The sequence below is a fragment of the Telluria sp. LT2P34 genome (genome assembly GCF_059685915.1).
On record NZ_JCASIN010000001.1, the window covers coordinates 592,631 to 614,912 of the forward strand.

Genomic DNA, 22,282 nt, shown 5'->3' on the forward strand with positions numbered 1-22,282 from the left:
ATGGACATGACCCTGCCCGTGCCAACCGTGCGCACCACCTGTCCCTATTGCGGCGTCGGCTGCGGCGTGACCGCCACCGTGCGCCCCGGTACGATCCCGATCATCGCCGGCGACGCCGCGCACTCGGCGAACCAGGGCCGCCTGTGCGTCAAGGGCGCAGCGCTCGGCGAGACGCTGGACCTCGACGGCCGCCTGCTGCATCCGCTCGTGCGCGAGAACGGCGCCATGCGCCCGGCCGGCTGGGACGAAGCCCTGACCCGCGTTGCCCGCGGCTTTGCTTCGATCATCGCCGAGCACGGACCGGATGCGGTGGCCCTGTACGTCTCCGGCCAGCTGCTGACCGAAGATTACTACGTCGCGAACAAGTTCATGAAGGGCTATGTTGGCAGCGCGAACATCGACACCAATTCGCGCCTGTGCATGTCGTCCAGCGTGGCCGGCCACAAGCGCGCCTTCGGTGAAGACCTGGTGCCCGGCTGCTACGAGGACTTCGGGCTGGCCGACATGATCGTGCTGGTGGGCTCGAACACGGCCTGGTGCCATCCGATCCTGTTCCAGCGCATCCTGCAGGCGAAAGACGCGCGGCCGGCGCTCCAGGTCGTGGTGGTCGACCCTCGCCGCACCGCAAGCGCCGAGTCGGCCGACCTGCACTTGCCGATCAAGCCGGGCACCGACGTCTGGCTGTTCAATGGCCTGCTCAGCTACCTGGCCAGGCACGGCCACGGAAATGCCGCCTACGTCGCGGCGCATACCGAAGGCTTCGATGCCGCGCTGGCCACCGCCGACGTCGATTGCAGCGATCCGGCCCAGGTCGCCCGCGCCTGCCGCATCGACCTGCCCACGCTGCTCGCTTTCTACCAGGGCTTTGCCGCTACAAATAAGGTGGTCACCGCGTTCTCGCAAGGCGTGAACCAGTCCTCCAGCGGCACCGACAAGGTCAACGCGATCATCAACTGCCACCTGCTCACGGGCCGCATCGGGCACCCCGGGATGGGCCCGTTCTCGCTGACCGGCCAACCCAACGCGATGGGCGGCCGCGAAGTTGGCGGCCTCGCCAACATGCTGGCCGCCCACATGGACCTCGACAAGCCGCTGCAGCGCGAGGCCGTGCGCAGCTTCTGGGAGTCGCCGCGCATTGCATCCAGACCCGGCCTGAAAGCGGTCGACCTGTTCCGCGCACTGGAAGCGGGCACCGTGAAGGCTGTGTGGATCATCGCGACCAATCCGCTGGTCAGCCTGCCCGACGCCGACCAGGTGCGGCGCGCGCTCGACAGATGCGAACTGGTCGTGGTCAGCGACATCGTCGGCGCCACCGACACCACCGCCTACGCCGATGTGCTGCTGCCGGCGCTGGGCTGGGGCGAAAAGGATGGCACGGTGACCAACTCCGAGCGCTGCATCTCGCGCCAGCGCGCCTTCCTGCCGGCGCCGGGCGAAGCGCGTGCCGACTGGTGGGCATTGTGCGAAGTCGCGCGGCGCATGGGTTTTGCCGGTTTCGACTACGACGGCGCCCACGCGATTTTCGACGAGCACGCGCGGCTTTCCAGCTGGCGCAAGCTGGAGGACGAGGCCGGACGCCGCGTGTTCGACCTCTCGGGCATGGCCGGCATGAGCCGCCAGGCCTATGACGCGCTCGAGCCGATCCAGTGGCCGGTGCTGCGCGACGCGGAAGGCGCGATGACAGGGACGAAGCGCCTGTTCGCCGACGACCGCTTCGCGCACGAGAGCGGCCGCGCACGCTTCATTGCGACCGCCCCGCGGGTCCCGGTGCATGCGGTCGACGAGGAATTTCCGCTGGCGCTCAACACCGGCCGCCTGCGCGACCAGTGGCACACGATGACGCGCACCGGCAAGTCGCCGCGTCTGGCCGGCCACACGCCGGAACCCTTCATCGACTTGCACCCGAACGATGCCCTGCTGTGCGGCGTGCGCGAAGGGGAACTGGCGCGCGTCACCAGCCGCTGGGGCGCGATGGTCGCGCGCGTCACGCACAGCGGCGGTATCGCACGCGGCAGCGTGTTTGCGCCGATCCACTGGAGCGGCCAGACTGCGTCGGACGCGCGCGTCGGCGCCGTGGTCAACCCGGTCGTCGATCCGGTCTCGGGCGAGCCGGAATTCAAGCACACGCCGGTGCGGGTCGAACCCTTCGTGGTGGAGTGGCAGGCATTCGTGCTGAGCCGCACCGCGCTGGCGGTGGACGGCGTCGCCAACTGGACGCGCGTTCAAGGCGATGGCTTCGTGCGCTATGAGCTCGGCGGCCGGGGCCCGGCGCATGCCGGCTGGGCGCGAGAGCTGATGGGCGTGCGCGAGGACGCCGACTGGATCGAGTACGACGACGCCGGCGCCGGCGCCTACCGCGCTGCGCATGTTGTCGACGGCAGACTGGAAGCCTGCGTGTTCGTCGCGCGCCGCGGAGCCAGACTGCCGCCGCGCCAGTGGCTGGCCGGCCTGTTCACACAGGGGACGCTGGCGCCGGCCGAGCGCGCCACGCTGCTGGCCGGCCGCGGGCCGCAAGGCGGACCGGATCCGGGGCCGACGGTCTGCTCTTGCTTCGGTGTCGGACGCAACACAATCTGCACCGCGATCCGCGAACGCAAGCTCGAGACGACCGCGCAGGTAACGGCTTGCCTCAAGGCAGGCGGCAACTGCGGGTCATGCCTGCCGGAGATCGCCAAGCTGCTTGGTGTAAAAGATCCCACGCCTGAGCTGGATTGAACCGGCTTTTCGCAGAGCTCACCGGAGGACGTTTCAGCCGCTTTCTGCTATGAAGACGGACGAAAAAAAGCCACCTTGCGGTGGCTTTTTCTCTCAAACTTGGCGGAGACGGTGTCTGCCATTTACTCATCCAGCAACGCACCGCTCTGCCTCGTTTCAGGTGCGCACATGTGGAATGATCGACCTGTTCCAAATTTACTTGCAACAAACCGTCTCAAACGTTAGCATTCAATCACAAACCCTTTGGGGGGTTGAATGGGGGGCTTTCGTGCCGCGTCTTGCCAAGGAACTCGGACCGCTCGACATCAAGCGCTTGACGAAGCCCGGATACCACTCTGTCGGCGGGGTGCCTGGCCTATTGCTGCAAATTTCCAAAACGGGCGCGCGCTCGTGGTTATTGCGCGTGATGGTCGGAACCAAACGCCGCGAGATTGGACTGGGACCATATCCTGCAATTGGCCTCGCTCTTGCCCGACAGAAGGCTCAGGAACACCGAGACAATATCGTGAGTGGCATCGACCCGGTTGCCGCTCGTGCCGCTGCGCGTGCGTTGTTGATTCAACAGCAGCGCGAGGAGTTGGCGCTGTCGTGGACCTTCCGGTGTTGTGCGGAAGAATACATCCGCTCAATGGCACCAGGTTGGCGCAGTGCCAAGCACGCCCAACAGTGGCCAAGTACACTCGAAAAGTACGTGTACCCGCTTATAGGCGAGCTTCCTGTCAGCGCCATCGGAATTGACCATGTCCTCAGTGTTATCAAGCCGTATTGGCTGACGAAGAACGAAACTATCAACCGTGTACGTAGCCGCATCGAACTGGTTCTCGACTGGGCAACTGCAATGAAATACCGCCAAAGCGAAAACCCTGCACGATGGAAGGGCAACCTCGACAAGCTACTAGCCAAGCGCTCGACGGTAGCGCCGGTAAAGAACCACCGCGCACTCGACGAGGCAGCTCTTCCAGCTTTCATGACAGAGTTGCGTCAGATCGAAGGGATCAGTGCGCGTTGCTTGGAGTTTGTGATACTGACGGCCACAAGATCTGGTGAGGCCCGGCTGGCTAAGTGGACCGAAATCGACAGAATCACAAACACCTGGCACATCCCTGGGCCGCGCATGAAGTCCGGTCGGCCGCACCGAGTACCCTTGTCGATGCCCACGCTCGAGCTATTGGACATGCTGCCCCGCATCAACGAGGAAGCATTCATCTTCCCTGGTCGTATCGCTGGCAAGCCCCTGTCTGACATGTCGCTATCTGCTGTAGTTCGACGAATAGGGGTGGATGCAGTTCCGCATGGCTTTCGCGCATCGTTCTCTTCGTGGTGCGCAGCGTCGACAAGCTATCCGGCTGATGTGCGGGAAATGGCCTTGGCACATGCCATCGGCAATGAAACCGAAGCAGCCTACCAGCGTTCGGATCTGTTCGACAAACGCCGGCGCCTGATGGCTGATTGGGCGTCATTTTTGAGTGCCGTACCTAAAAACTAAGACCTGAACTGGAACGATGAACAACGAGACGGATAACGATAAGAACAAAATCGACGAGTGGGCTGAATGGCGTGTCGACGAACTGGATCCTGACAACTACTTGCTTATTCCAGAGTTTGGTGTCAAACCGGAGTCGGTGCAATTCAAGGGCTTCCGCTGTCCATTGGTCTATCCCGGCGTACCTCACCGCGAGGTAAAGAAAGCGGTCCGCGAAATGCTAGCAGCCGCAAGATTGAGGCTCAGGACACATTTTAATTCGCTGGCGGAGGTTTATCGTCTCTTCGATGAAGTTCTCGACATCGACGATCCGGCAGAAATGAACGAGCGACAGCGTGAAGCGAACTTCTACATGCTGATCGTTATTCGTCTCAATCACGCTGTAGCACCTCAGTCGCCCGACGAAGAGCGAATGGGATACCTCGCTGATGCGTCGTCGCTTCTCGCCGGCTGGCAGATGATCGGCCTCCACGAGCTGCCGCAAATGCTGACGAAGCGCCGCGGCAGCAATGGCGGGAAAAAGAGCGGCGAAACGCGGGCAGAGACGGCGATTGACAAAAAGGCTGTCGTAGCCGCTGCGAAAGAACTCGGCTGGCCAAACAAGATCTGGGGAGTGCAAAAGAAGCTCTCAGCAAAATTCGATTGCGACCCCAGCTACATTCGCAAGATCTTAGCCGCCGCAAAAAAAATTCGGGACTGAACTGGCTTCAGTCCTGTTTTTTTGATCAAAGTCAGGACTGAAGCCAGTTCAGTCCCGAATTTTAGATGCAGGAAAAAGTCGATTGCTGCAGGAAAATTCTCTCAGCGCGTCACGTCACGACGCAGAGAGGGTCAAACGATGGCAAAGGTCTATTCCCGCATCACTCAAGTTGCATCCACCCGCGGCCGCCCGGGCCGTTATCCAGTATCTCGGGCCACGATCTGGCGCTGGGTCGCTGCCGGTCATTTTCCCAAGCCCATCAAACTGAGCGCTGGCGTTACTGCTTGGGATAACGCCGACCTCGACGCCTTCGACGCAAAGCGCGCCATGGAGGGCTCGCTCTAATGTACGCGGCCTATCCTGACCTTTACCCAGCCCAGCTCCGCGTGGCGATCCTGCAAACCGTCGGCGCGGCACCCGAGCATATTGATCCTGATGGCTTCACCCGCTTCTCCACAAACAGCAGGCCATCCGACACGAGCGGCTGGGTGTATGCCGCAGGCAACGGGGTTTACTATTTCGGCTGCTGGCGCCAGGGCGTCCAGGGCTGCTGGCCGGAGCGACACACCATCTTGGGAACGCGGTACATCACGCCGCGTACCTCGCGCAGCAATGGTGTTGCCGTCGAAGAAGAATTGCAGGAGCGTGCGCATATCAATGCTCGCACCTGGGACCGTGCGGCTTCCATCAAAGCACAGTCGCCCGTCGGAACCTACCTGCAGAACCGCGGACTGGGTCTGACCGACTACCCGTGCTCGCTGCGCATGTCCGTCCTGCCCTACTACGACGGAGATGTCGAGCGCGGGCGCTTCCCGGTCATGCTGGGTGCAGTGACCGACAAGGACGGCCAGCTGCTCGCCCTGCACCGGACATTCATTACGGGGGACGGCCACAAGGCAGCGGTCGAGACCCCGAAAAAGCTGACTCGCGCGAGCGCGACCATCGCTGGCGCGTCCATCAAGCTGCGCCCGCCGGAAGTCATCGCGGGCAAGCTGACTGTGGGTGTCGCCGAAGGCATTGAAACGGCCCTGGCCTGTTGGCTCGGGGCGCAGGTGCCGACCTGGAGCTGCGTGAGCGCCAACGGCATCAAGACGTTCAACTGGCCGCCCAAGCTCGAGCACTTGGTGATCTTCGCAGACAACGATCTGTCTGGTGTCGGCCAGGCTGCCGCCAACGCGCTGGCAGCACGGGCCGCAGCGGCCGGGCTGGAAGTCCGCATTCTCGTCCCCACTAACGCCGGCGCAGACTGGCTCAATGTCTATCAAGGAGAAGCTGAATGACCCTATCACTGATGAATGTCCTCGGGACGCCGCCCACCGATGGCTGGCCGGACGAACCGTTGCCGCTGGTCGTCGAACTGCCGCCCGCAGCACCCTTCCCTATGGATGCGCTGCCGGCCGTGATGGCAGACTACGGTCACGTGATCCAGCGCTGCACCCAGGCACCCGATGCCCTCGTCGGTAACTCTCTGCTGGCTGCCGCCAGCCTCGCCGTGCAGCCGTATGCGAACGTCCAGCTGCCGCACGGTGCGATCGTGCCCACCAGCCTGTACGTGATCAGCGTCGCGGAATCGGGCGAGCGCAAGTCGGCAGTCGACCGCCTCGCGTTGCACCCGCACGCACTCTTCGAGAAGGCCAGAAGCGACGAACAGCGCGAAGCTGTCGAAGAGCGTAAACGCCTGCCAAAAGCCGAGATGGAAAAGACCGAGGTTCCACGCGAAGCCGTTTTCTTGGCTTCGGATCCGACCGTTGAAGGATTGTGCAAGCTGTTGTACAACGGCCTGCCCAGCATCGGCGTCTTCAGCGCCGAGGGTGGGCGCTTTTTGGGCGGTTACGGCATGAGCGACGACGCTTCGCTGCGCACTGCTGCAGGCTTGTCGCTGTTCTGGGACGGCGCGCCGGTTGATCGGGTGCGCGCTGGCGACGGTGCCTCGAAGCTGTACGGTCGCCGTGTCGCACTGCATCTGATGGCGCAGCCGCGCGCGGCCTTCCAGTGGCTTCAGAACCCGATCCTGAAGGACCAAGGGCTGTTCTCGCGCTGCCTGATCTCGTACCCGCAGAGTACGGCTGGCACTCGCCTATTCCGCGAAGAGCGTGCTGATGAGACGCCGGCTGCGGCAAACTATGTGGCGCGCATGACGCAGCTGCTGGGCGGCACTTGGCCGATCAACGAATTTCACGAACTGCAGCCTCAGACGATGCGCATCGTTGGTGCGGCACGCGGCCTGTGGATCGACCAGCACAACCAGATCGAGCAGGCAATCACTGGTGAACTGCGCGAGATCCGAGGACTGGCGAGCAAAGCGGCCGAGCACCTCGCCCGCATCGCCACTGTCCTCACGGTGATGAACGATCCCGCAGCAACCACCGTGACCGAAGACGCGATGCAGCGCGCCGCAATCCTGATGGAGTTCTACTTGGGTGAAGCCCTGCGCCTGTCCAACGTGCAGCCCCAGCATGAACAGGCCGAACTGGCGAAGGTCCTGTGGACCTGGCTGATCCAACGCGGCAAGCGCTACATCACCCTGCCGGAAATGGCGCAGTACGGCCCCAGCAAGCTGCGCAAGGCTAAAACGCTGCGCATGCTGATGAACGTGCTCGGTGAGCATTACCTGGTGCGCCCCGCACTGGAAGGCACCGTGGAATACAACGGCAAAAAGCGCCATGAGGCTTGGGAGGTCCGGCTGTGACCTTCCGCCTGCACATCCCGGGACGAGACAATGCAGGCACCACGGGCGGTGCTAATCCTGCGAATCCGCTAACCGGCGACGCTCCGGTTAGCAGATCAGCAGAATTAGCAACGCAGGCAATCACCACGCCGCCGAACCAACTGGTTGTGATTAGCGAAATAGCACGATTAGCGGACGTCGATGGTTCTGTCATCACAGCCGGCGCTGACCCGATGCACCTGCCGCCTTCGCTGCGCAGGTACACGCAGACCACGATCATGCTGCCGCCCGATGTAGCAGCAGCTGTCGAGAGCCACCGCTTTATTAAGCGCCGGGCTCGCATCATCTGGCTGGGCTATGAAGCGGTTGCCGATGAGTTGACCGAAATAATGGTCCAGCGCGACCGTCGACTGGACGATCGTCGACTCTGCGTCGAGTGCGCACATGCGGGTCCCGGCTGGCGCTGCAACGAGAAGCAGGCCTTCCTGACCAACGTTCTGCAGCGCTGCAGATACTTCGACGCGGCTGGTTGACCGGACTGATCGGGCCATAGCTGACTTTGGTCGTCGCGGCGCCGGAGGCGAACATCGACTGCATCATGCCTACCAACCTGGCCGAACTGCTGTTCTTAATGTATTGAAGTTTTTTGGAGGGAGCATGAAAAATGAATTGATGCGCGTGGTCTTGCTGCAGCAGGAAGCACAGGGCGCACAGAAAGCGGCTGTCGCCGCCGAAGCCGCTGGCAACCTGGAACAAGCATCAATATTTCAGGTGGAAGCTACTTATCATGAGGCCGCAGCCTTGGCACAGCTGCAACCGACAGTGCTGCCGCCGATCGTCACGGGCGAGGTAGTGCCGAATGAAGCGGACCTGCCTCACGACCGCGGTGGCTGGGTGGTGCGCGATACGCTCGCGACACCGGACACGCCCGCCTTGGCTGCCTCGCTGGCACGCACCGAGATGCTGGCGCAAAGCCGCCTCGATGTCCTGGCTCTTGGTATCGACGCTGCTGCCGCAACAGCTTCCAGCGATCCGCTGACAAAGATGCTGGCCCACCAAGCTGGCCTCGCGCATGCTGCTGCCTTCAAGCTGATGGACCGTGCAATGGAGCAGGACAATCCGGTCGAGACGGCGCGACTGGTGAACTCCGCTGCTCGCATGATGAGTGTTTTTCAGCAGGCACTGCTAACCCTGCACAGGTTGCAGAACGGCGGCCAGCAAACGGTGACGGTGCAGCACATTAACGTGAACGCCGACCAGGCCGTCGTGGCCGGCTCGGTACAAGCCGGGGGCCAACCTGCATCGACAGGGAGCAAAAGTGAAAAGTGAAATCAACCCCATGCAACCGGATCAAGCACCTCGCTGCGACGCGAAAACGCGATCCGGTGCACCATGCCAGTCACCGCCCATCCAAGGAAAGAAGCGCTGCCGCATGCATGGCGGAAGAAGTCCAGGTGCGCCTCGTGGCAATCAGAATGCTCTAAAAACCGGCGCATACACCCGCGATGCCTTAGCGCTACGACGGAAAGCAAAGGCAACCTTGAAAACGTTAAAAGAGTTGATCAGGCAGTTAGAATCTAGCTAAGGACAGGGGTTGAAAAACTTTCACTCTCACTACTCTGCCGGTGCAGAACGGACAAAGCAACGAGGCTGCCTAGCGATATGCCTTCATACAGCCGCGATAACCAAGGCACATTAAATCTCCCGTAGGCACCTCGAACCGTTCGCTGAGAAAGGTGTTGGATGGTGTCGTACTGATTTGGGAAGCTGACACAGCGGGCTCTCGAAAAGTAGGCCATGAGAATACGTCAAGATGACGAGGAAAATCACAAATTTCCATTAGGAATTATTTTTGGCAGTATGATAAAGCTACGACCCTAGCTACGCACTCCCGGCAAGCAACCCATCATACAGTCTGCGTAGTGTGGGCTTGCTCTGAATGATATGATCAAAGCATTGTCGCTAATGTCCCGTGCGTGGTGTGCGGGTGCATGTAGAGGCAAAGTACAGGCAACCGGATGGACAAGAACGAATGGATCAATCAATTTCAGGACGGATTGCGGCGGAAGGGGCCGGACAATCCATTGAAGAATTACGTCCATACTCGTGAGGGTCCATTCAACGCCAAACTGAGTGCTTCCGTGTCACCATGCGTGTGGCTGTACAACTCGCCGTTCCAGATTTCCGTGAATCTTGTCGGTGGTGGTCTCACGATCGTGATCGACAACGAACTACAGTTCAACCAAGCCAGCGAAGCCGATGTCCGCCGCCTTCTCGACAGCGTCCGGATAGTCAAATGCCAAACACGCGGATGCAATAACCCAGCGTTCGATCCTGACACATCATTGAAACATCGCGATGGAAAATGCGAACAGTGCGCCCTGAAAGCGTTCGACAAGGAATGGCAGAAAGCGCAACTGGCCGAGCAGAAAAAGCTAGCGGCACTCGACAGGAAACATAGAGCGCGCGGTTTCACGCACAGGGTCGATGCATGGGTGCATGCAGATGACGGGGATCAGCAGATCAGCATGTGGATGTGCGATCCGACGGAAGCTACTATACGGAGCGGGCTGCTTCGCGAAGGCGTGTCGGACTTGCAGAACTACACCCTGCATCAGCTGTAATTTCCGCCTGATCCGCAGTACCCTTGTGCCGACCCCTGAGGCATGGCGTGTGCACGACGCATTGCCATGAATGCCCGGCTATGATCAAGTCCGGCCCGAGGAGGCCTGACCACCAGAATCAGGCGTTAAAACGAGTCTGGGGTTCATGAAAACCCTCCTTGATCAGTTTCGACCTGATCGTCCAGATGCGCTCGCATTCCTTCACTGATGGAACGAACTTCGGAATGCGGGTGGCAGACCTGAGCAGTTCTGCCTCGCGCGCGTCGAGCATGGCGTTCGTGGTGCCCCACTGCCGCAGCTCCTCCCACTGCGCAGGCCGGATGCCCAACACGGCTGTTCGCGCGAAGACTCCGTAACCAACCTGTTGCACCCCGCTCCCCTCGGCGTACTTGCGCGCGATCGGATCAACCAGGTCGTCAAAGACCTGCTGACTCAGCGGCACCGCGGCAGCCCGGGCACGCTCCCAGCAGGCTTCCTGCTTCGCCCATTCGGTCACGTTCGCGCGCGGACGTGTCGAGTCGGTCAGGACGCCGAGCATGGCCTTGGCAATGGCTGCGATCTGGTTACTGAGCGCTTCGGGAACACGCTGCGTGCACCAGATTTCGTCCAGATCGAGCTGACGCCCCTTGCCGCTCTTCAGTACCGTGAACTGGAGCACGGCCAAGGCGTAGGTGACGAGGTTGGCGCGGTATGCGCCCGCATACCAGGGCTGCTCGCTGACCAGGCGTTCGGTATGGCGGAACAGAATCGCCATCGCAACCAAGTTCCTGAAATAGAGCTCGTCGAATGCGCTGTCGTTCTCGGTCCACCGCTTCGCTAGCCAGCCGGCGAAAGAGATGAAATTCTTCTGCGCGCCGTAGCTGACCTTGTGAGGCAGTCCCTTCCAAGTATTCTCGTATCTTGCGACATCGATCTTTGTCAGCAGCTGCAGTTTCGGGTTCAGTGCGAGGAAGCGTTTCTTGCCATTGCTGTCGAGATTCTTTTGTTCGTTCACATACTGGCCACGTGACCGCTCATAGTACCAGCGGGTCGGCTCGCCTCCGTCCACCGCAGGGGCCATGACGCGTTGCGAAAGCTGCTCGATCCGGTGGTGATATGGGTGGTTCGAGAAAAAGTCCGACTCGTTGACCTTGTTCTGGCTGTTGGCGAACCGCGCGATCAGCGGTATGAGTTCGCCCGCACGCGTCGGCGACAGCACCGACAGCTTCATCTGCACGTAGACCTTGGACAGATCCTGTCCGTCACGCCATGCGGCCGCTAGCGATGCGGTGGTCTGACCGCCATTGACGATCTGAAGGTTGACCGCCCTGATGATCCGAGAAGTGCCCGGATCGAATTCGACGGCCTCGGCAGTTGCTGCAATGCCGTTGTTAAACGCGAAGAACATTATTGGTTTCTCGGCAATGGTTACTTGGATGGCCGAGTTGATCTTGCCCTTGGTGCTGAGGAAGGACCGGACGTTCCCTTCGAGAAGACGGCTTCCATGGCGCTCGTAAATCGCGGCCAAGACCGGACCGGCGATTGTACAGAGGTAGCCCTCGTAGTCGTCGCCGGCTGACCCGGCATGCAATGCCGCAATGCCAGTGTCACCGTCGACGCGGAAGTCCACTTCCAAGTCGTCGCGTCCGCTGACGGATTCCGAAGCGCGGTGAAAGCGCGCAGCATCCCATACGTGCCGTTCTAGCGCAATGCCCGACAGCGTGTCGCTGCCGGGCAGTTCGCTGCCGAAGTCCGAGAGCCGGTCCGTCACCAGGTACATCCGAATACGCAGGATTACAGGTCGCATGCGAACAAGGTCTGACGCTAGGCCGGCGACCGGGGTCCCTGCCAGGCTGTCGTCAATCGATAGTTCTCCGCAGAGCGAAGCCGCGGCGAAACGTTCCAGCATGTCGAATCGGACGCGGGCCTCATCGGCCGCGAGATGCTCGACATCGGCAGCCCCCGAGAAATCGGCGATCATAAGCGCCAAGGTGCCATCCGCATCGTCGAATGCATGGCCGTCCACACGCACGGGACCATGCCCCACAAGAGTTCCGTCAAACGCACAACGCTGAAAGTCCGCGAACTCCTCGGCATCCGTCAGGCGGGCGGCGGCATCGTCGGCGAACATGGCGCTCGCGCTTTCTCCGCTGGCCTGCACATCGGCCTGTATCGATGTCATCCATTCTTCGCGAAACGCAGACAGCGCCCGAAAGCAGGCCTGCAGTTCGACGCCCTGCTGCTGATCGAAGACGCGTTCGATGTCCACGACCTCGACGGCCACGGTCCTTCCTGCGATGTCGATCGATGGAAGGATCATCGCACCGGCACACATGTCGGTCAGCACGTGGATGCGCACTTGCGACATCCCGGACCATGCGCCCGCGATGGTCGAGATCAGCGGAAATGCGTCGTGCGACGCGTCGACGTGTGCCGCCAGCGTGCCGTCGGCGGACCCTTCGAGAAAACGGCCGCACTGCGCGGCAGCATCGAGCGCATCCTGCTCGCTGATCGAGCATGGCTCACCATCGCCGTTGTACAGGCTGACGAAGGCATCGAGTCTGTGGAGATCATCGGACAGGGCATATCCGCTGAGCCGAAGCTCCCGGTTGTCGACAGAAGCGAAATAGCGGCATGGCTGCGGATCGTAGGTGATGCCCCGCTCGGCCATATGTCGAGCGAACACCGCGGTGAACGCGAGTTCGGCGAACTGGGGCATGCCCCCCGTCGATGCGGCATCGGCCGCCATCCGGTCTCGCACTTCGTCGTGCACGGCCGAGAGAAAATCCTTCAATACCATTGTTGCTCCTGGAACTGCGTTGTGAGGCAATTAGAGAACGGGACGCGCGCCTGCGGCCACCACTTCGGGAATGCTCTCGTCCGGCGCGGACCACTCATGCGCCGACAGAATGTCCCAGCATTCCTTCTTCTTGGCCCATTCGGACAGCATCCGGCCGTTCGCCGTGCGGTGCAGTCTGTCGTTCACCTCGTCCGACCATGCGACGATCTGGTTGGACAGTTCGGTCGAGATGCTCTGCTTCTGCCAGATGGCGTCGAGACTGATCCGGCCGCCCAGCACCAGCGAGACGACCGCGACGGTATAGGCAGTCACGTTTGCCTTGAATGCCGGGAAGCGATTCCTCAGCAGGCGTGTCGCTGCCTTGAAGATGATCACTTTCGCGATCATCTGTTTGTACTCTGCAACGTCGGGAAGAATCGGCGTCTCGTCATCGGCCTGCGTCATCTGCCGCATGAAGATCGGGAAGGCCTTCTGGCTACCAAGACTGACCAGGTCGGGCCGTTGCATCCAAGCGCAAAGATACTTGGCGAAATCGGTCTTCGTTAGCTTGCGGCTCGGTGGCATCGAGTCCTGCAGACGCCGCAGATCGGCAGCCGATTTTGCTTCGCGATCGAGCATGACCTTGTAGCTGCCGGCCGCGCGCTCGTAGTACCAGCGTCCGGTGCCGTCCGGGCAATAGGTTGTCATGGCCAGCTTTTCCATCTGAACGTGAAAGGGCTTGTTCGCGAAAAGATCCGACCCCTTGACGGCGCTCTGCGAGTTCGCGAAACGGGAAATGTCCGCGATCAGCGCATCCTCCGAGAGTTCGTCCGAACGGCGCAGCACAATGACCTTCGCGGGCACACGTACCTTCCGCAGGTCGATCCCGGGCGACTTCTTCTTGGTGAAGAAGATCGACGCCATGGTCTGCCCGCCGTTGACTACCTGCATCCCCTTGAGCCACGCTATGCCGGGACTGCCGTCTGCTGCACGCTCGAGATGTGCCTCGTCCGCGACAATGACCACGCCATTGTTGTAGGCCATGAACCGCTCGGGCTGATCGCGCAGCGTGTCCCGAATTCCCTTGTTAACGGTGTTCGTCTGGCTGAGGAAGGAACGCACGTTTGCCTCTAAGATGCGCGGGCCATATTTCTCGTACAGGAAGCGCAGCGCCTCGCCCGGGAACACGGTCATCGCGTAGTCGTACTCCGCTTCGCTGTCCGACACCCACACGCAGGGCAGCGAACCGCCACAGACTTCGCCGAAATTCACGACGAGTTCGTCACGCGGCTTGCCGCTCTGCCAGTGATTGAACAATCGTTCGATGTCCATCACTTCCAGCTTGATGGTCTTGCCTTGGATCTGGCGCGTCTGGAAGTTGCGGGTCTTTGCCTTGCGGTCCGTGATGACGTAGATGCGGATCTGCTCGAGGTCCGTGTATGCCTTCTCGATGGTCCGGACGAGCGCGAACGCGTCGTGCGATTCGTCCATTCTGGCGGAGAGCGCGCCCTCCACGCACTGTTTTAGAAAGCGGGAACACTGTTCCGCTGCGCGGGTGGTCTCGGAATCGGGAATGCCGACCAGTTCGTCGCAACCATCGTAGAGGCTGACGTAGAGGTCGAGCTGATCGACGTCCTCGGACAACGCATAGCCGCTCAGCCGCAGCATGCCCTCTCCAACGCGGGCCGAGTAGTGACAGATTTCGGGCTCGAACGTCATGCCGATGTCGGCCATGTGGCGGGTGACCACCTCGGTGAATACAAGCTCGGCGAACGGCGTTTCACCTCCGGGTTCGGCAGCGCGCGCGGACATTTCCTCCCTCACGTCGTGCTGCGTCTTGTGCAAAAAATCGATGAGTTCCATTCTCAGATGGCTCCGGTGAGATTGAGGACATGCTCGATCGTGGCCTCAGCCACATCGGCCTGGTCCAGATCGATTTCATAGCAAACGTGGCGGATGGCGACGGGCACGTTCGCCGCGACAAGGCGCGGGAAGCGCTCGTCGACATAGAGGAATCGTCCCTCGGCCACCGCCAAGTAGCGAGTGTAGTGTTCGGCGTGCGCGTCGACGAAACCGGCATGAAGCAGCGCGCTCTCGAACAGCGCCGCCGCTGCGGGGTCGCCAGTAAGCGCACTACGCATCGTTTCGATCCTGGCGGGAAGCGTCAGACCGTCCGGTGCGAGAGCGAAACGGCAACCGTACAGGAACAGCGGCTGACGAATCGCATCGTCGAGCTGCTCGAGCGACATGATGGTGACCGGGAAGCCGTTATGAGCCAGGGTGCTCTTCACCTCGATCGCCCCGGTGCCGATCTCGAAATCCTGAAGGCCATCGAGCGGGCCGCGCCAGCCTTCGACTGCGGCATACGAGTCCAGGCCTGCGGCCATCATGCGTTCGAGGCAGACCAGCTCGCCACTCAGCCCCAGCTCGGCTTCGGCGCTCAGCGCTCCCGAACTTCTGCTCATGAACTGCTGCCATGCGCGGATGCGGCCCAAGAAGACCTGCACCTGGCGCTGGTGCGCTAGCATGTCGCTCGCCGCCATCGCAGCCACGACGTCGGTCACCATTCTCGCAAATAGTTCGTGACCTCCTTCTTCCTGACGGACCAGCCCGAGCCATTCGCCCGGAAGTCCCGGCGTAACGCGCTCGACGCGAAAGCCCGCTCCTGCCGGAAGCAGCGACGGCGCCGGTAGCGCGACCGAGCTGAAGCCGACGAGGAGCGCTTCGCAGTTTTCCGGGAATCTGCGCGCTGCCTGAAGGCGTGCTCCGGAGAGTCCCGAAACGGCGATGCTGCGCCAGCCCTCGCCGGCTCTGGCTTCGCTTGCAAGCGCGCGCCAGGCAGTTGCGATCTCTTCGTTAATCAGCGGCGCCATATTCCTGTTCCCACAGCACGTTGTTGACCTTGTACTCGACCCTAGCGCCGGAACTGCTTCCTGGGAAGCTGATACCGAACGCGACGACCGGCGCCGCACGCGCGGCCGGTTCGCCTTCGATTCCTTCGACGTCAAGCAGATAGACGAGCAGCACGCCGCGCTCGGGGTGGGCCGGCACGCCAAGAGCGCCTTGGCCGCGCACTCGCCGCAGGAGAGGACCGCTCGGCACTTCGGGTTCCGTCTGGTTCTTGAGCCGGGCCGGATCCTCCTTCCATATCCTGCGCGTCTCGGCCAAGGCGGCTTCCCAGTCCTCGATGCCGAGATCGATGCCCTCGTCCTTCGGCGACAGCAGCCGTCCGATCGACTGACGGTCCACGGTATGCGACTTCGCTGAGCGCTTCGCCCTCTGAACAGGGACACCGGCGACGCTGACAGGGTTTTCCGTCTTCCCGCCGCCAATTACCGCCACGGTCCATTCGGTCAGCTCGTTCTCTCTAACCATCCGGACGATGAAATCGCGCAGCAGGAGGCTGTTGGCCTTCATGGCCTCCGGATGCGTGGCATAGGCGCCGAGGAAGTCGGTGACGTATTCATGCCGCACCTTCTCCCAAATGACGCCGTTCCAGCGGTCGGGAGTGCCTGGGCGTGGCTGTACGGGATCCTGCCTGCCCTCACCCATTGCGGCGACCAATTCGTTGAACGCCTCGAAATTCGCTTCGAGCTGTCGCTGCTGCCGATGCAGCGCCACAGTTTCGATGACGTGGCCGCTGAAGGACAGGAACAGGCTTTTGGCCGAGCGCATCTTCAGGCGCGAGGTAACCATCAGCACCGGGTGCGACACCACCTTCAGGCCGTAGTCGCGCGGCGTGCCGCCACTCTCCACCATCATGTCGAACTCGTCGCGCAATTCCTCGGATGCGTCGGCAATGTGCTCGAACCATTCAATCAGGTCGGGCGTCGTGTAGAGCCGGCACAGATCGAGGTAGCCCGGTCGGTAGCCGAACCAGCGCCCCATCTGCATGAGGGTGTCGTACATCCGCGAGGCACGCAGGAAGTAGCTCGTGCACAGCCCTTCCAGTGTCAAACCCCGTGCGAGCTTGTCGCCGCCGATCGCAATAACCTTGAGGCCATCCGCAGTATCAGCGTAGTCCAGCACGTCGCCGGCCGTGCCGTTGATGACCCGGACACTGATCTCGCTGACCACGAACGGCAATACCTCCGCGATTTCCCCCCAGGAGGCCGATGAGAACGGCCCCAGGTCGGGCACTTTTTCCGCCAACTCTGCCGTGGTTGGCTCGAAGTCGGCTGTCCACAGTTCGGCAAGCCGGTCGAGAATCTGCTGATGGCCGATTCGTCGTGACAGGCGCTGGTCGATCGAGCGCACATAATGTTCGACGCGCGCGTGCACTTCGAGCTGTACTGCATTGAAGCGCGTGACGTGAATCAGCATCGAGCTGTGCTGTGCCTTCTGTCCGCGCACGTGACGCGCGGCGCACGACAGTACGAACGCGTCGATGGCCTCGCGCAGGGAGGCTGGCAGCGCGCTGTCGTCCGCATGGTGCGGCACATGGGTACTCTTGTGCCCTGCCGGCATCCAGCCCGACCGTCCGTCTCCGCTGCAATGGTCGCTGACCTCGCGCACCAGCGGCAGGCTGCCATGGCGCTTCTCTCCGTTGTGGAGGCCGAACACACGCGCCGGGCCGACGTAGTTGGAAGGCGAGCCGAGGTTGTGAATGAAGGCGGCCGGGAACAGGTCGGGACCCGCCTCCGCAGTTTCTGCGCGTTCGTGAATGAAAATGTTGGCAAACGGCGTCGCGGTGTAACCGACATAGGCCTTGCGTTGGAAGGCGTGCAGTATCCGCCGGATGAGTCCATTGATGGCGGTCGGCTGGTGGTCCTCGTCGGCCTTGCCGTCGGCATCGAAAAATTGTTCGCCCGTATCGACCGAGGCATGATCTGCCTCGTCGTCGATGATCAGGAGCGGAAGATGCGTGACGACCTTCCGTCCGGTTTCCGGCTCGACCGCGTCGGCAACATGCGTCTGGATCCAGCGCAGGAGCCTCGCCAGCACTGTCTTGTTCTTCTTGACGACGAACAGCCATGGAAGCGCCTCGGGCGTGACGCCGAGGTTCTTTATGTTGCTGGCAATGAAGTCGCCGCGTTCAGTCCGGTTGGTGGCGTAGTTCGGCCGGATCGAAGGATCTTGGTCGATGATGCCCACACCGATCTGCCGCATGCCTTCCGCCGACGGGTTGGTCTCGAATCCGAGAAAGCCCTCGTCGAGCCGCATCTGCGTCTGCGTGCGCAGATTGTTGTGCATGCCAGCGAGGACGATGACGATCTTGTAGCCGGCATCCGCTGCCTTGCAGATGAGACCCGTGTAATTCCCTGTCTTCCCCGACTGGACGTGACCGACGACGAGGCCACGGCGGTCCCAAGGCCCCTTGCGTTTCGGGTCTTCCAGCATCGCCAAGATGCGATCCGATGACTTGTCTAGACCGTCAATGGCCGTCCATGGCATGCGGGGTTCCTGCAACTCGCGATAACGCTGCCAATAGCGCCAGTCCTTCTTGCGCTCGGGCGTCAGCCAGGCCACGTGCCCTACCGTGTTCTCGAGCGAGCTGTCCTGGCTGCGCCACACGCTGAACCGGCGGATCAGCTCGTCGGACACTGCGTCGCGATCGAGGTCCTGGCTCCAGGCCGGTTTCAGCATGAGCGCCAGCGCGATTTTCTCGGCAATGAGCGCGGGCGTGATTGCCCCCTTGTCGGGTTCGTCGAACAGCAACTCCTGCACGATCTTGATAACGCTTGCCTTGTTGGCTTCGCCTTGTGACGTCATTGTTTCTTTTCCGGTTCGGGAGGCTGGTCGGGCAACGAGGCCACCAGTTCGGGATAATTATGAAATGGCTCGGACAACAGAAGACGGCTGCGGGCCAAGGCCGGCGACATCCCCTTGAGCACTACCATGTTGCGGTACATGACCATCAGCACGTCGGTGACAGCTGCCGGTGGCTCACCGGAGAAGCTCGTGCGCGGTGTCTCGCGGTTTTCGGCCGTATCGAGCCAGATGCGCTGAACCGGAACGGTTTCCTCAATCACGCGCAACATCGCCCTCACCTGAGGCGCCCAGGCACGTGCATCGTCGAGCACAGCGCGCACGGCCGGGTGCTCGATGTCGATTCGGTAGCGCATGCCGCCGGTGAAGTGCTGCGATCGCCACACCTGGCTGACCTCCTCGCCGTTTCGCGCGCGTGGCGCCTGGCCGCGCAGGGCAAAGGCCTTGCGCGCGCGGCTGCGCGTTTCGTCCGCCAGTCTGGCCAGCCAGGCGCGCACCTCCACCGGCGGCCTTGCGGTCGACTTGCGAATGTCAATCTTCCACGCCGCATCGGCCGAGTTGGGGATGTCGAGACGGATACGGGCGAGTCGGTGCGCTTCGTCCTTGGTCCAGCCGCGACCCTGTCCCAGTCCGAGCCAGCTTCCGGCGACGAGCAGACGCTCATTGCGGTAGACATAGAATCCCTGCTGCGCCGTCCAGCCGTCCGGCCCTTGGGCGGATTCGTATTCTTTCGGCGTAAGCCGGTCCTTGTGGGGCAGGACGTGACACTCCACTTCCACTCCCTGCATGCCAGGGCAGGATGCTGGCGGCGAATGCCAAGGCTTGGCCGGATGCCCCGCTAGGAAGGGGTCCCATGGCGCAATGCCCTTGCCGGCGATGCGCAATCGCAGACGTAGGCGCGTGCCCTCGAGGTAACGGTGAAACACCATCGCCAGGTGCCGCTCGACGCGATCGATCAGGTCGAGGAAGTCTTGCTCTCCAAAGCTGTCGGTTACGATGCGGTCCAGAATTTCCCACAGCACCAGAGTTCCATGCGCACGGCTGCCGAACTCGTCCACAAGCTTGACTGCGCTGTCATCGGGTCCTTCCAGCAGATGCCAGCCGTCGCCCTCGCTGGCTGCCAGCACGTCGAGATCCCAGCGCAGGCACTGTAGTCCGTCCGAGCCGACCGATGCGACGGTGAGGCGGCGGCACTGGGAAAAGGAAGCCGTCTTCAGCCCCAATCCGAACCTGCCCAGATCGTTCTCGTCTCGGCGATCAAGCGGATTCTTTTCGCCAAGCCGCATGGCGCGATCCAGTTCCGCAGCACTCATGCCGCGGCCGTCGTCCTCGATGCGGATCGTGCTCGCCCGTCCGTTCCAGTCGAAGCTCAGATCGACGTTGCGGGCTCCCGCAGCGATGCTGTTGTCAATGATGTCGGCCAGCGCAGTAGCGGTGCTGTAGCCGAGTCCGCGCAGCGCTTCGATCATGGCGACCGCGCGCGGCGGCGCATGCCGGAATCCAGTGTTCTTCATTCTTTTTCCTGTGACTTCGCCATCCGGATATGGATGGGCGCGTAGGGGGCGAGCACTTGGGTGCGTGACGTGTGCCGGAACTTGGTCATGATTTTTGCCTCGATCTGCCGGATCCGCTCACGCGTGACATCGAACTGCTGCCCGACCTCCTCGAGGGTCTTTCCGTCGCCGCCATCGAAGCCGAAGCGCGCCATGATCACGTCACGCCCTCGCTCGTCGAGTTCGGCGAGCATGCGATCGATGGCACTTCTCAGACTGCGGTCACAGGATGTGCGCACCGGATCGGCAACCGGATCGATAATGTTCAAGGCATCCGTGCCTGGTTGCAGACCTTGTCCGCACTCTTCCAGCGAAATCACTTCGGTGTCGAAACGCATGACCTGCACTACCTGTCGCAGCGACATGGAAAGGTGGCTGGCAATCTCTTCAGGGCGAACTTCATCCGTGCGGCCGTATTCGAGTTCGCGGCGGGCACGATTGATCTGATTGAGCTTCTCGCCGTGGTGAACCGGCACGCGAATCGTGCGCGAGGTGTCCTGTACACTCCGGCTGATCCCTTGGCGTATCCACCAAGTCGCGTAAGTGGAAAACTTGAAGCCGCGCCGAAAATCGTAGCGCTCGGCCGCACGCATGAGACCAATGTTCGCTTCCTGTATCAGGTCCGCCAATGGCAGACCGCTGTAGCGATACTTGTGTGCCAGCGACATCGCAAGGCGCAGATTGGCGGTCACCAAGCGATCGCGTGCTGCCTCGTAATCGGCAATCGATGATGCCACGAGTCGGACTAGCGCCTCGTCGAGCTGCGTAGCGGTATCGAGAACGCTCGTCAGATCCGCAGAGGCCGGCCGTGGCACGGCAGCATCACGGCCATTTTCCGGTGCCCCTTCACGAAGGAGCTGCACGTAAGAGAAGAAGTCGCCCAGCACTGCGTCGGCGTCCACGATTTGTACGTCATCTTCCGCCGACTCCTCGCTTTCGGCGGGCTCATCGCCCTTCTCCGGTCCCTTGACTGCGCCATCTTCCTCGGCTGCAGCCTGAGAAGAAAATCGGAGCCAGTCGCCTTCCGGAAGCGAAGCAAGAGCGCGGGCCAGCGTACCCAGGGCACTGTCCATCTGCCGACCCAAGCGCTCCTCGTCCTCGCGCTTGATGAGATCGTAGGTGCGCGCGTCGGCGATGTATGCATGAAGCGGCTCTAACGGTTCGGCCAGAGATGCATGCAGAACATCGAGTGCTTCGGCAAGCTCGTCGCCGTCATGGTCCGGACGTGCCGGAGCGAGCACTATGCTTTCGGTTTCAATCAGGATGCCCAGATCGTCGAGTATTCGCTCGACGATCTCACGTGCGCGCTCGATTTCGGGGCCGAAGTCGGTTTCGATCGCTCGCCATATATTGCCGTCCGCGACATAGCCGTCCCGCAGCCCCGAGGCGATGATGCTTCCAACGACAGCCAGATCATCGCGCTCGGGCGGGGGCTGGGCGGCGCGGACTTCGGGCAAGTCGAATTCGATGGCCGACCAGTCAGTCTCGCTGCTGATCCTGCGATGTTCGGAAATCCGCCGCTGCACTTCCCTAGCCGCGGACACGCAGCTTGCGTCGTGAGCAGGCGGGCTGAGGGATTCTTCAGCAGCCCATCCGTGCAGATCTTCGGCGGATTCGAGCTGGTCGATGCCCACTTCGGCCGGGGCAGCCGGCGCGAGGAACGCAGCAAGCGTGAGGTGACCATGATCTCGCGCCAGTTCGATCACAGTTCTGCCGCCTGCACTGAGCAGCGACGGGTTCGCACCTAGAGCGAGGAGCCTGGCGCATGATTCATGGTGATCGTGAATCGCCGAGATCATGAGCGGCGTGAGTCCGGAGGCGTCGCGACCATCGAGCGACTCGCCTCGCTGGACGTGAAGTGAAATCGCTTCTATCGCTCCCGACTTGAGTGCAAGCCGGAAAAGCGGACTGAGCTTTTTTTCGGCCGGCATCACTGCAGCAGGGCTTTCAACGGCAGGAACAGGGGACAGAGACGAATCCCTCGGTGGTGATGGCAGGCCATGATTCGTTTCAAGTGAACAGTAATCTATTTCCTTTTATTATCACTTATTTTTAGCCATCAAAACTCACCA

Annotated in this window: 16 protein-coding genes; 10 read left to right on the forward strand and 6 right to left on the reverse strand. The window is 61.7% G+C overall.

What is annotated here, in order from left to right; genetic code table 11:
• The 10 genes from AC56KZ_RS02605 to AC56KZ_RS02650 all read left to right on the forward strand — a co-directional run bounded on the left by AC56KZ_RS02605 (position 1) and on the right by AC56KZ_RS02650 (position 10,190).
• Positions 1-2,715 (forward strand): molybdopterin-dependent oxidoreductase, encoded by a 2,715-nt coding sequence (locus AC56KZ_RS02605; protein WP_497160572.1) that lies wholly within the window; start codon positions 1-3, stop codon positions 2,713-2,715.
• A 175-nt stretch (positions 2,716-2,890) separates the two neighbouring features.
• On the forward strand, positions 2,891-4,201 hold the full coding sequence (locus tag AC56KZ_RS02610) for a tyrosine-type recombinase/integrase (RefSeq protein WP_497160573.1): 1,311 nt from the start codon (positions 2,891-2,893) through the stop codon (positions 4,199-4,201).
• 16 nt (positions 4,202-4,217) lie between these two features.
• On the forward strand, positions 4,218-4,898 hold the full coding sequence (locus tag AC56KZ_RS02615) for a hypothetical protein (RefSeq protein WP_497160574.1): 681 nt from the start codon (positions 4,218-4,220) through the stop codon (positions 4,896-4,898).
• 138 nt (positions 4,899-5,036) lie between these two features.
• The gene (locus AC56KZ_RS02620) at positions 5,037-5,243 is read left to right on the forward strand and encodes a helix-turn-helix transcriptional regulator (RefSeq protein ID WP_497160575.1); all 207 of its coding nucleotides are present in this window, start codon (positions 5,037-5,039) and stop codon (positions 5,241-5,243) included.
• 41 nt (positions 5,244-5,284) lie between these two features.
• Positions 5,285-6,178: a DUF7146 domain-containing protein gene (locus AC56KZ_RS02625; RefSeq protein WP_497160576.1), complete on the forward strand. Its 894-nt coding sequence runs from the start codon at positions 5,285-5,287 to the stop codon at positions 6,176-6,178.
• Positions 6,175-7,587: a YfjI family protein gene (locus tag AC56KZ_RS02630; protein ID WP_497160577.1), complete on the forward strand. Its 1,413-nt coding sequence runs from the start codon at positions 6,175-6,177 to the stop codon at positions 7,585-7,587. Before AC56KZ_RS02625 ends, AC56KZ_RS02630 begins: the two co-directional genes overlap by 4 nt.
• Positions 7,584-8,099: a hypothetical protein gene (locus AC56KZ_RS02635; RefSeq protein ID WP_497160578.1), complete on the forward strand. Its 516-nt coding sequence runs from the start codon at positions 7,584-7,586 to the stop codon at positions 8,097-8,099. The genes AC56KZ_RS02630 and AC56KZ_RS02635 overlap by 4 nt, the downstream gene beginning before the upstream one ends.
• Positions 8,100-8,223: 124 nt before the next feature.
• A complete protein-coding gene (locus tag AC56KZ_RS02640) occupies positions 8,224-8,895 on the forward strand; it encodes a hypothetical protein (protein WP_497160579.1) in 672 nt (223 codons plus the stop codon).
• Positions 8,896-8,905: 10 nt separating this feature from the next.
• Complete coding sequence (locus AC56KZ_RS02645; RefSeq protein ID WP_497161203.1) at positions 8,906-9,151, forward strand: HGGxSTG domain-containing protein; 246 nt, start codon at positions 8,906-8,908, stop codon at positions 9,149-9,151.
• A 433-nt stretch (positions 9,152-9,584) separates the two neighbouring features.
• A complete protein-coding gene (locus AC56KZ_RS02650; protein ID WP_497160580.1) occupies positions 9,585-10,190 on the forward strand; it encodes a hypothetical protein in 606 nt (201 codons plus the stop codon).
• 118 nt (positions 10,191-10,308) lie between these two features.
• Here AC56KZ_RS02650 and AC56KZ_RS02655 read toward each other — a convergent pair whose 3' ends face one another.
• From AC56KZ_RS02655 to AC56KZ_RS02680, 6 genes are read right to left on the reverse strand one after another with little or no spacing between them, the layout of a single operon-like run.
• Positions 10,309-12,969 (reverse strand): AIPR family protein, encoded by a 2,661-nt coding sequence (locus AC56KZ_RS02655; RefSeq protein ID WP_497160581.1) that lies wholly within the window; start codon positions 12,967-12,969, stop codon positions 10,309-10,311.
• A gap of 30 nt (positions 12,970-12,999) precedes the next feature.
• Positions 13,000-14,811 carry an MZA anti-phage system associated AIPR family protein MzaE gene (gene mzaE / locus AC56KZ_RS02660; RefSeq protein WP_497160582.1) on the reverse strand — a complete coding sequence of 604 codons (1,812 nt, stop codon included), beginning with the start codon at positions 14,809-14,811 and terminating at the stop codon, positions 13,000-13,002.
• A gap of 2 nt (positions 14,812-14,813) precedes the next feature.
• Positions 14,814-15,821, reverse strand: coding sequence for an MZA anti-phage system associated PD-(D/E)XK motif protein MzaD (mzaD, locus tag AC56KZ_RS02665; RefSeq protein WP_497160583.1), 1,008 nt, complete (start codon positions 15,819-15,821; stop codon positions 14,814-14,816).
• Positions 15,805-18,660, reverse strand: a complete 2,856-nt coding sequence (locus AC56KZ_RS02670) for a Z1 domain-containing protein (RefSeq protein WP_497160584.1) — start codon at positions 18,658-18,660, stop codon at positions 15,805-15,807. The genes mzaD and AC56KZ_RS02670 overlap by 17 nt, the downstream gene beginning before the upstream one ends.
• Positions 18,657-20,171 (reverse strand): MZA anti-phage system associated ATPase MzaB, encoded by a 1,515-nt coding sequence (mzaB, locus tag AC56KZ_RS02675; RefSeq protein WP_497160585.1) that lies wholly within the window; start codon positions 20,169-20,171, stop codon positions 18,657-18,659. The genes AC56KZ_RS02670 and mzaB overlap by 4 nt, the downstream gene beginning before the upstream one ends.
• The gene (locus tag AC56KZ_RS02680; protein WP_497160586.1) at positions 20,168-22,141 is read right to left on the reverse strand and encodes a sigma-70 family RNA polymerase sigma factor; all 1,974 of its coding nucleotides are present in this window, start codon (positions 22,139-22,141) and stop codon (positions 20,168-20,170) included. The genes mzaB and AC56KZ_RS02680 overlap by 4 nt, the downstream gene beginning before the upstream one ends.
• Positions 22,142-22,282 lie beyond the last annotated feature (141 nt).

Excerpts from the sequence above, each read along its gene's own strand:
- AC56KZ_RS02650 (WP_497160580.1), top strand. The coding sequence starts at position 9,585 with ATGGACAAGAACGAATGGATCAATCAATTTCAGGACGGATTGCGGCGG.
- AC56KZ_RS02640 (WP_497160579.1), top strand. The coding sequence starts at position 8,224 with ATGAAAAATGAATTGATGCGCGTGGTCTTGCTGCAGCAGGAAGCACAG.
- mzaD (WP_497160583.1), bottom strand. The coding sequence starts at position 15,821 with ATGGCGCCGCTGATTAACGAAGAGATCGCAACTGCCTGGCGCGCGCTT.
- AC56KZ_RS02610 (WP_497160573.1), top strand. The coding sequence starts at position 2,891 with ATGATCGACCTGTTCCAAATTTACTTGCAACAAACCGTCTCAAACGTT.
- AC56KZ_RS02655 (WP_497160581.1), bottom strand. The coding sequence starts at position 12,969 with ATGGTATTGAAGGATTTTCTCTCGGCCGTGCACGACGAAGTGCGAGAC.
- AC56KZ_RS02680 (WP_497160586.1), bottom strand. The coding sequence starts at position 22,141 with ATGCCGGCCGAAAAAAAGCTCAGTCCGCTTTTCCGGCTTGCACTCAAG.
- AC56KZ_RS02605 (WP_497160572.1), top strand. The coding sequence starts at position 1 with ATGGACATGACCCTGCCCGTGCCAACCGTGCGCACCACCTGTCCCTAT.
- mzaE (WP_497160582.1), bottom strand. The coding sequence starts at position 14,811 with ATGGAACTCATCGATTTTTTGCACAAGACGCAGCACGACGTGAGGGAG.
- AC56KZ_RS02615 (WP_497160574.1), top strand. The coding sequence starts at position 4,218 with ATGAACAACGAGACGGATAACGATAAGAACAAAATCGACGAGTGGGCT.
- AC56KZ_RS02645 (WP_497161203.1), top strand. The coding sequence starts at position 8,906 with ATGCAACCGGATCAAGCACCTCGCTGCGACGCGAAAACGCGATCCGGT.
- AC56KZ_RS02630 (WP_497160577.1), top strand. The coding sequence starts at position 6,175 with ATGACCCTATCACTGATGAATGTCCTCGGGACGCCGCCCACCGATGGC.
- AC56KZ_RS02620 (WP_497160575.1), top strand. The coding sequence starts at position 5,037 with ATGGCAAAGGTCTATTCCCGCATCACTCAAGTTGCATCCACCCGCGGC.
- AC56KZ_RS02670 (WP_497160584.1), bottom strand. The coding sequence starts at position 18,660 with ATGACGTCACAAGGCGAAGCCAACAAGGCAAGCGTTATCAAGATCGTG.
- mzaB (WP_497160585.1), bottom strand. The coding sequence starts at position 20,171 with ATGAAGAACACTGGATTCCGGCATGCGCCGCCGCGCGCGGTCGCCATG.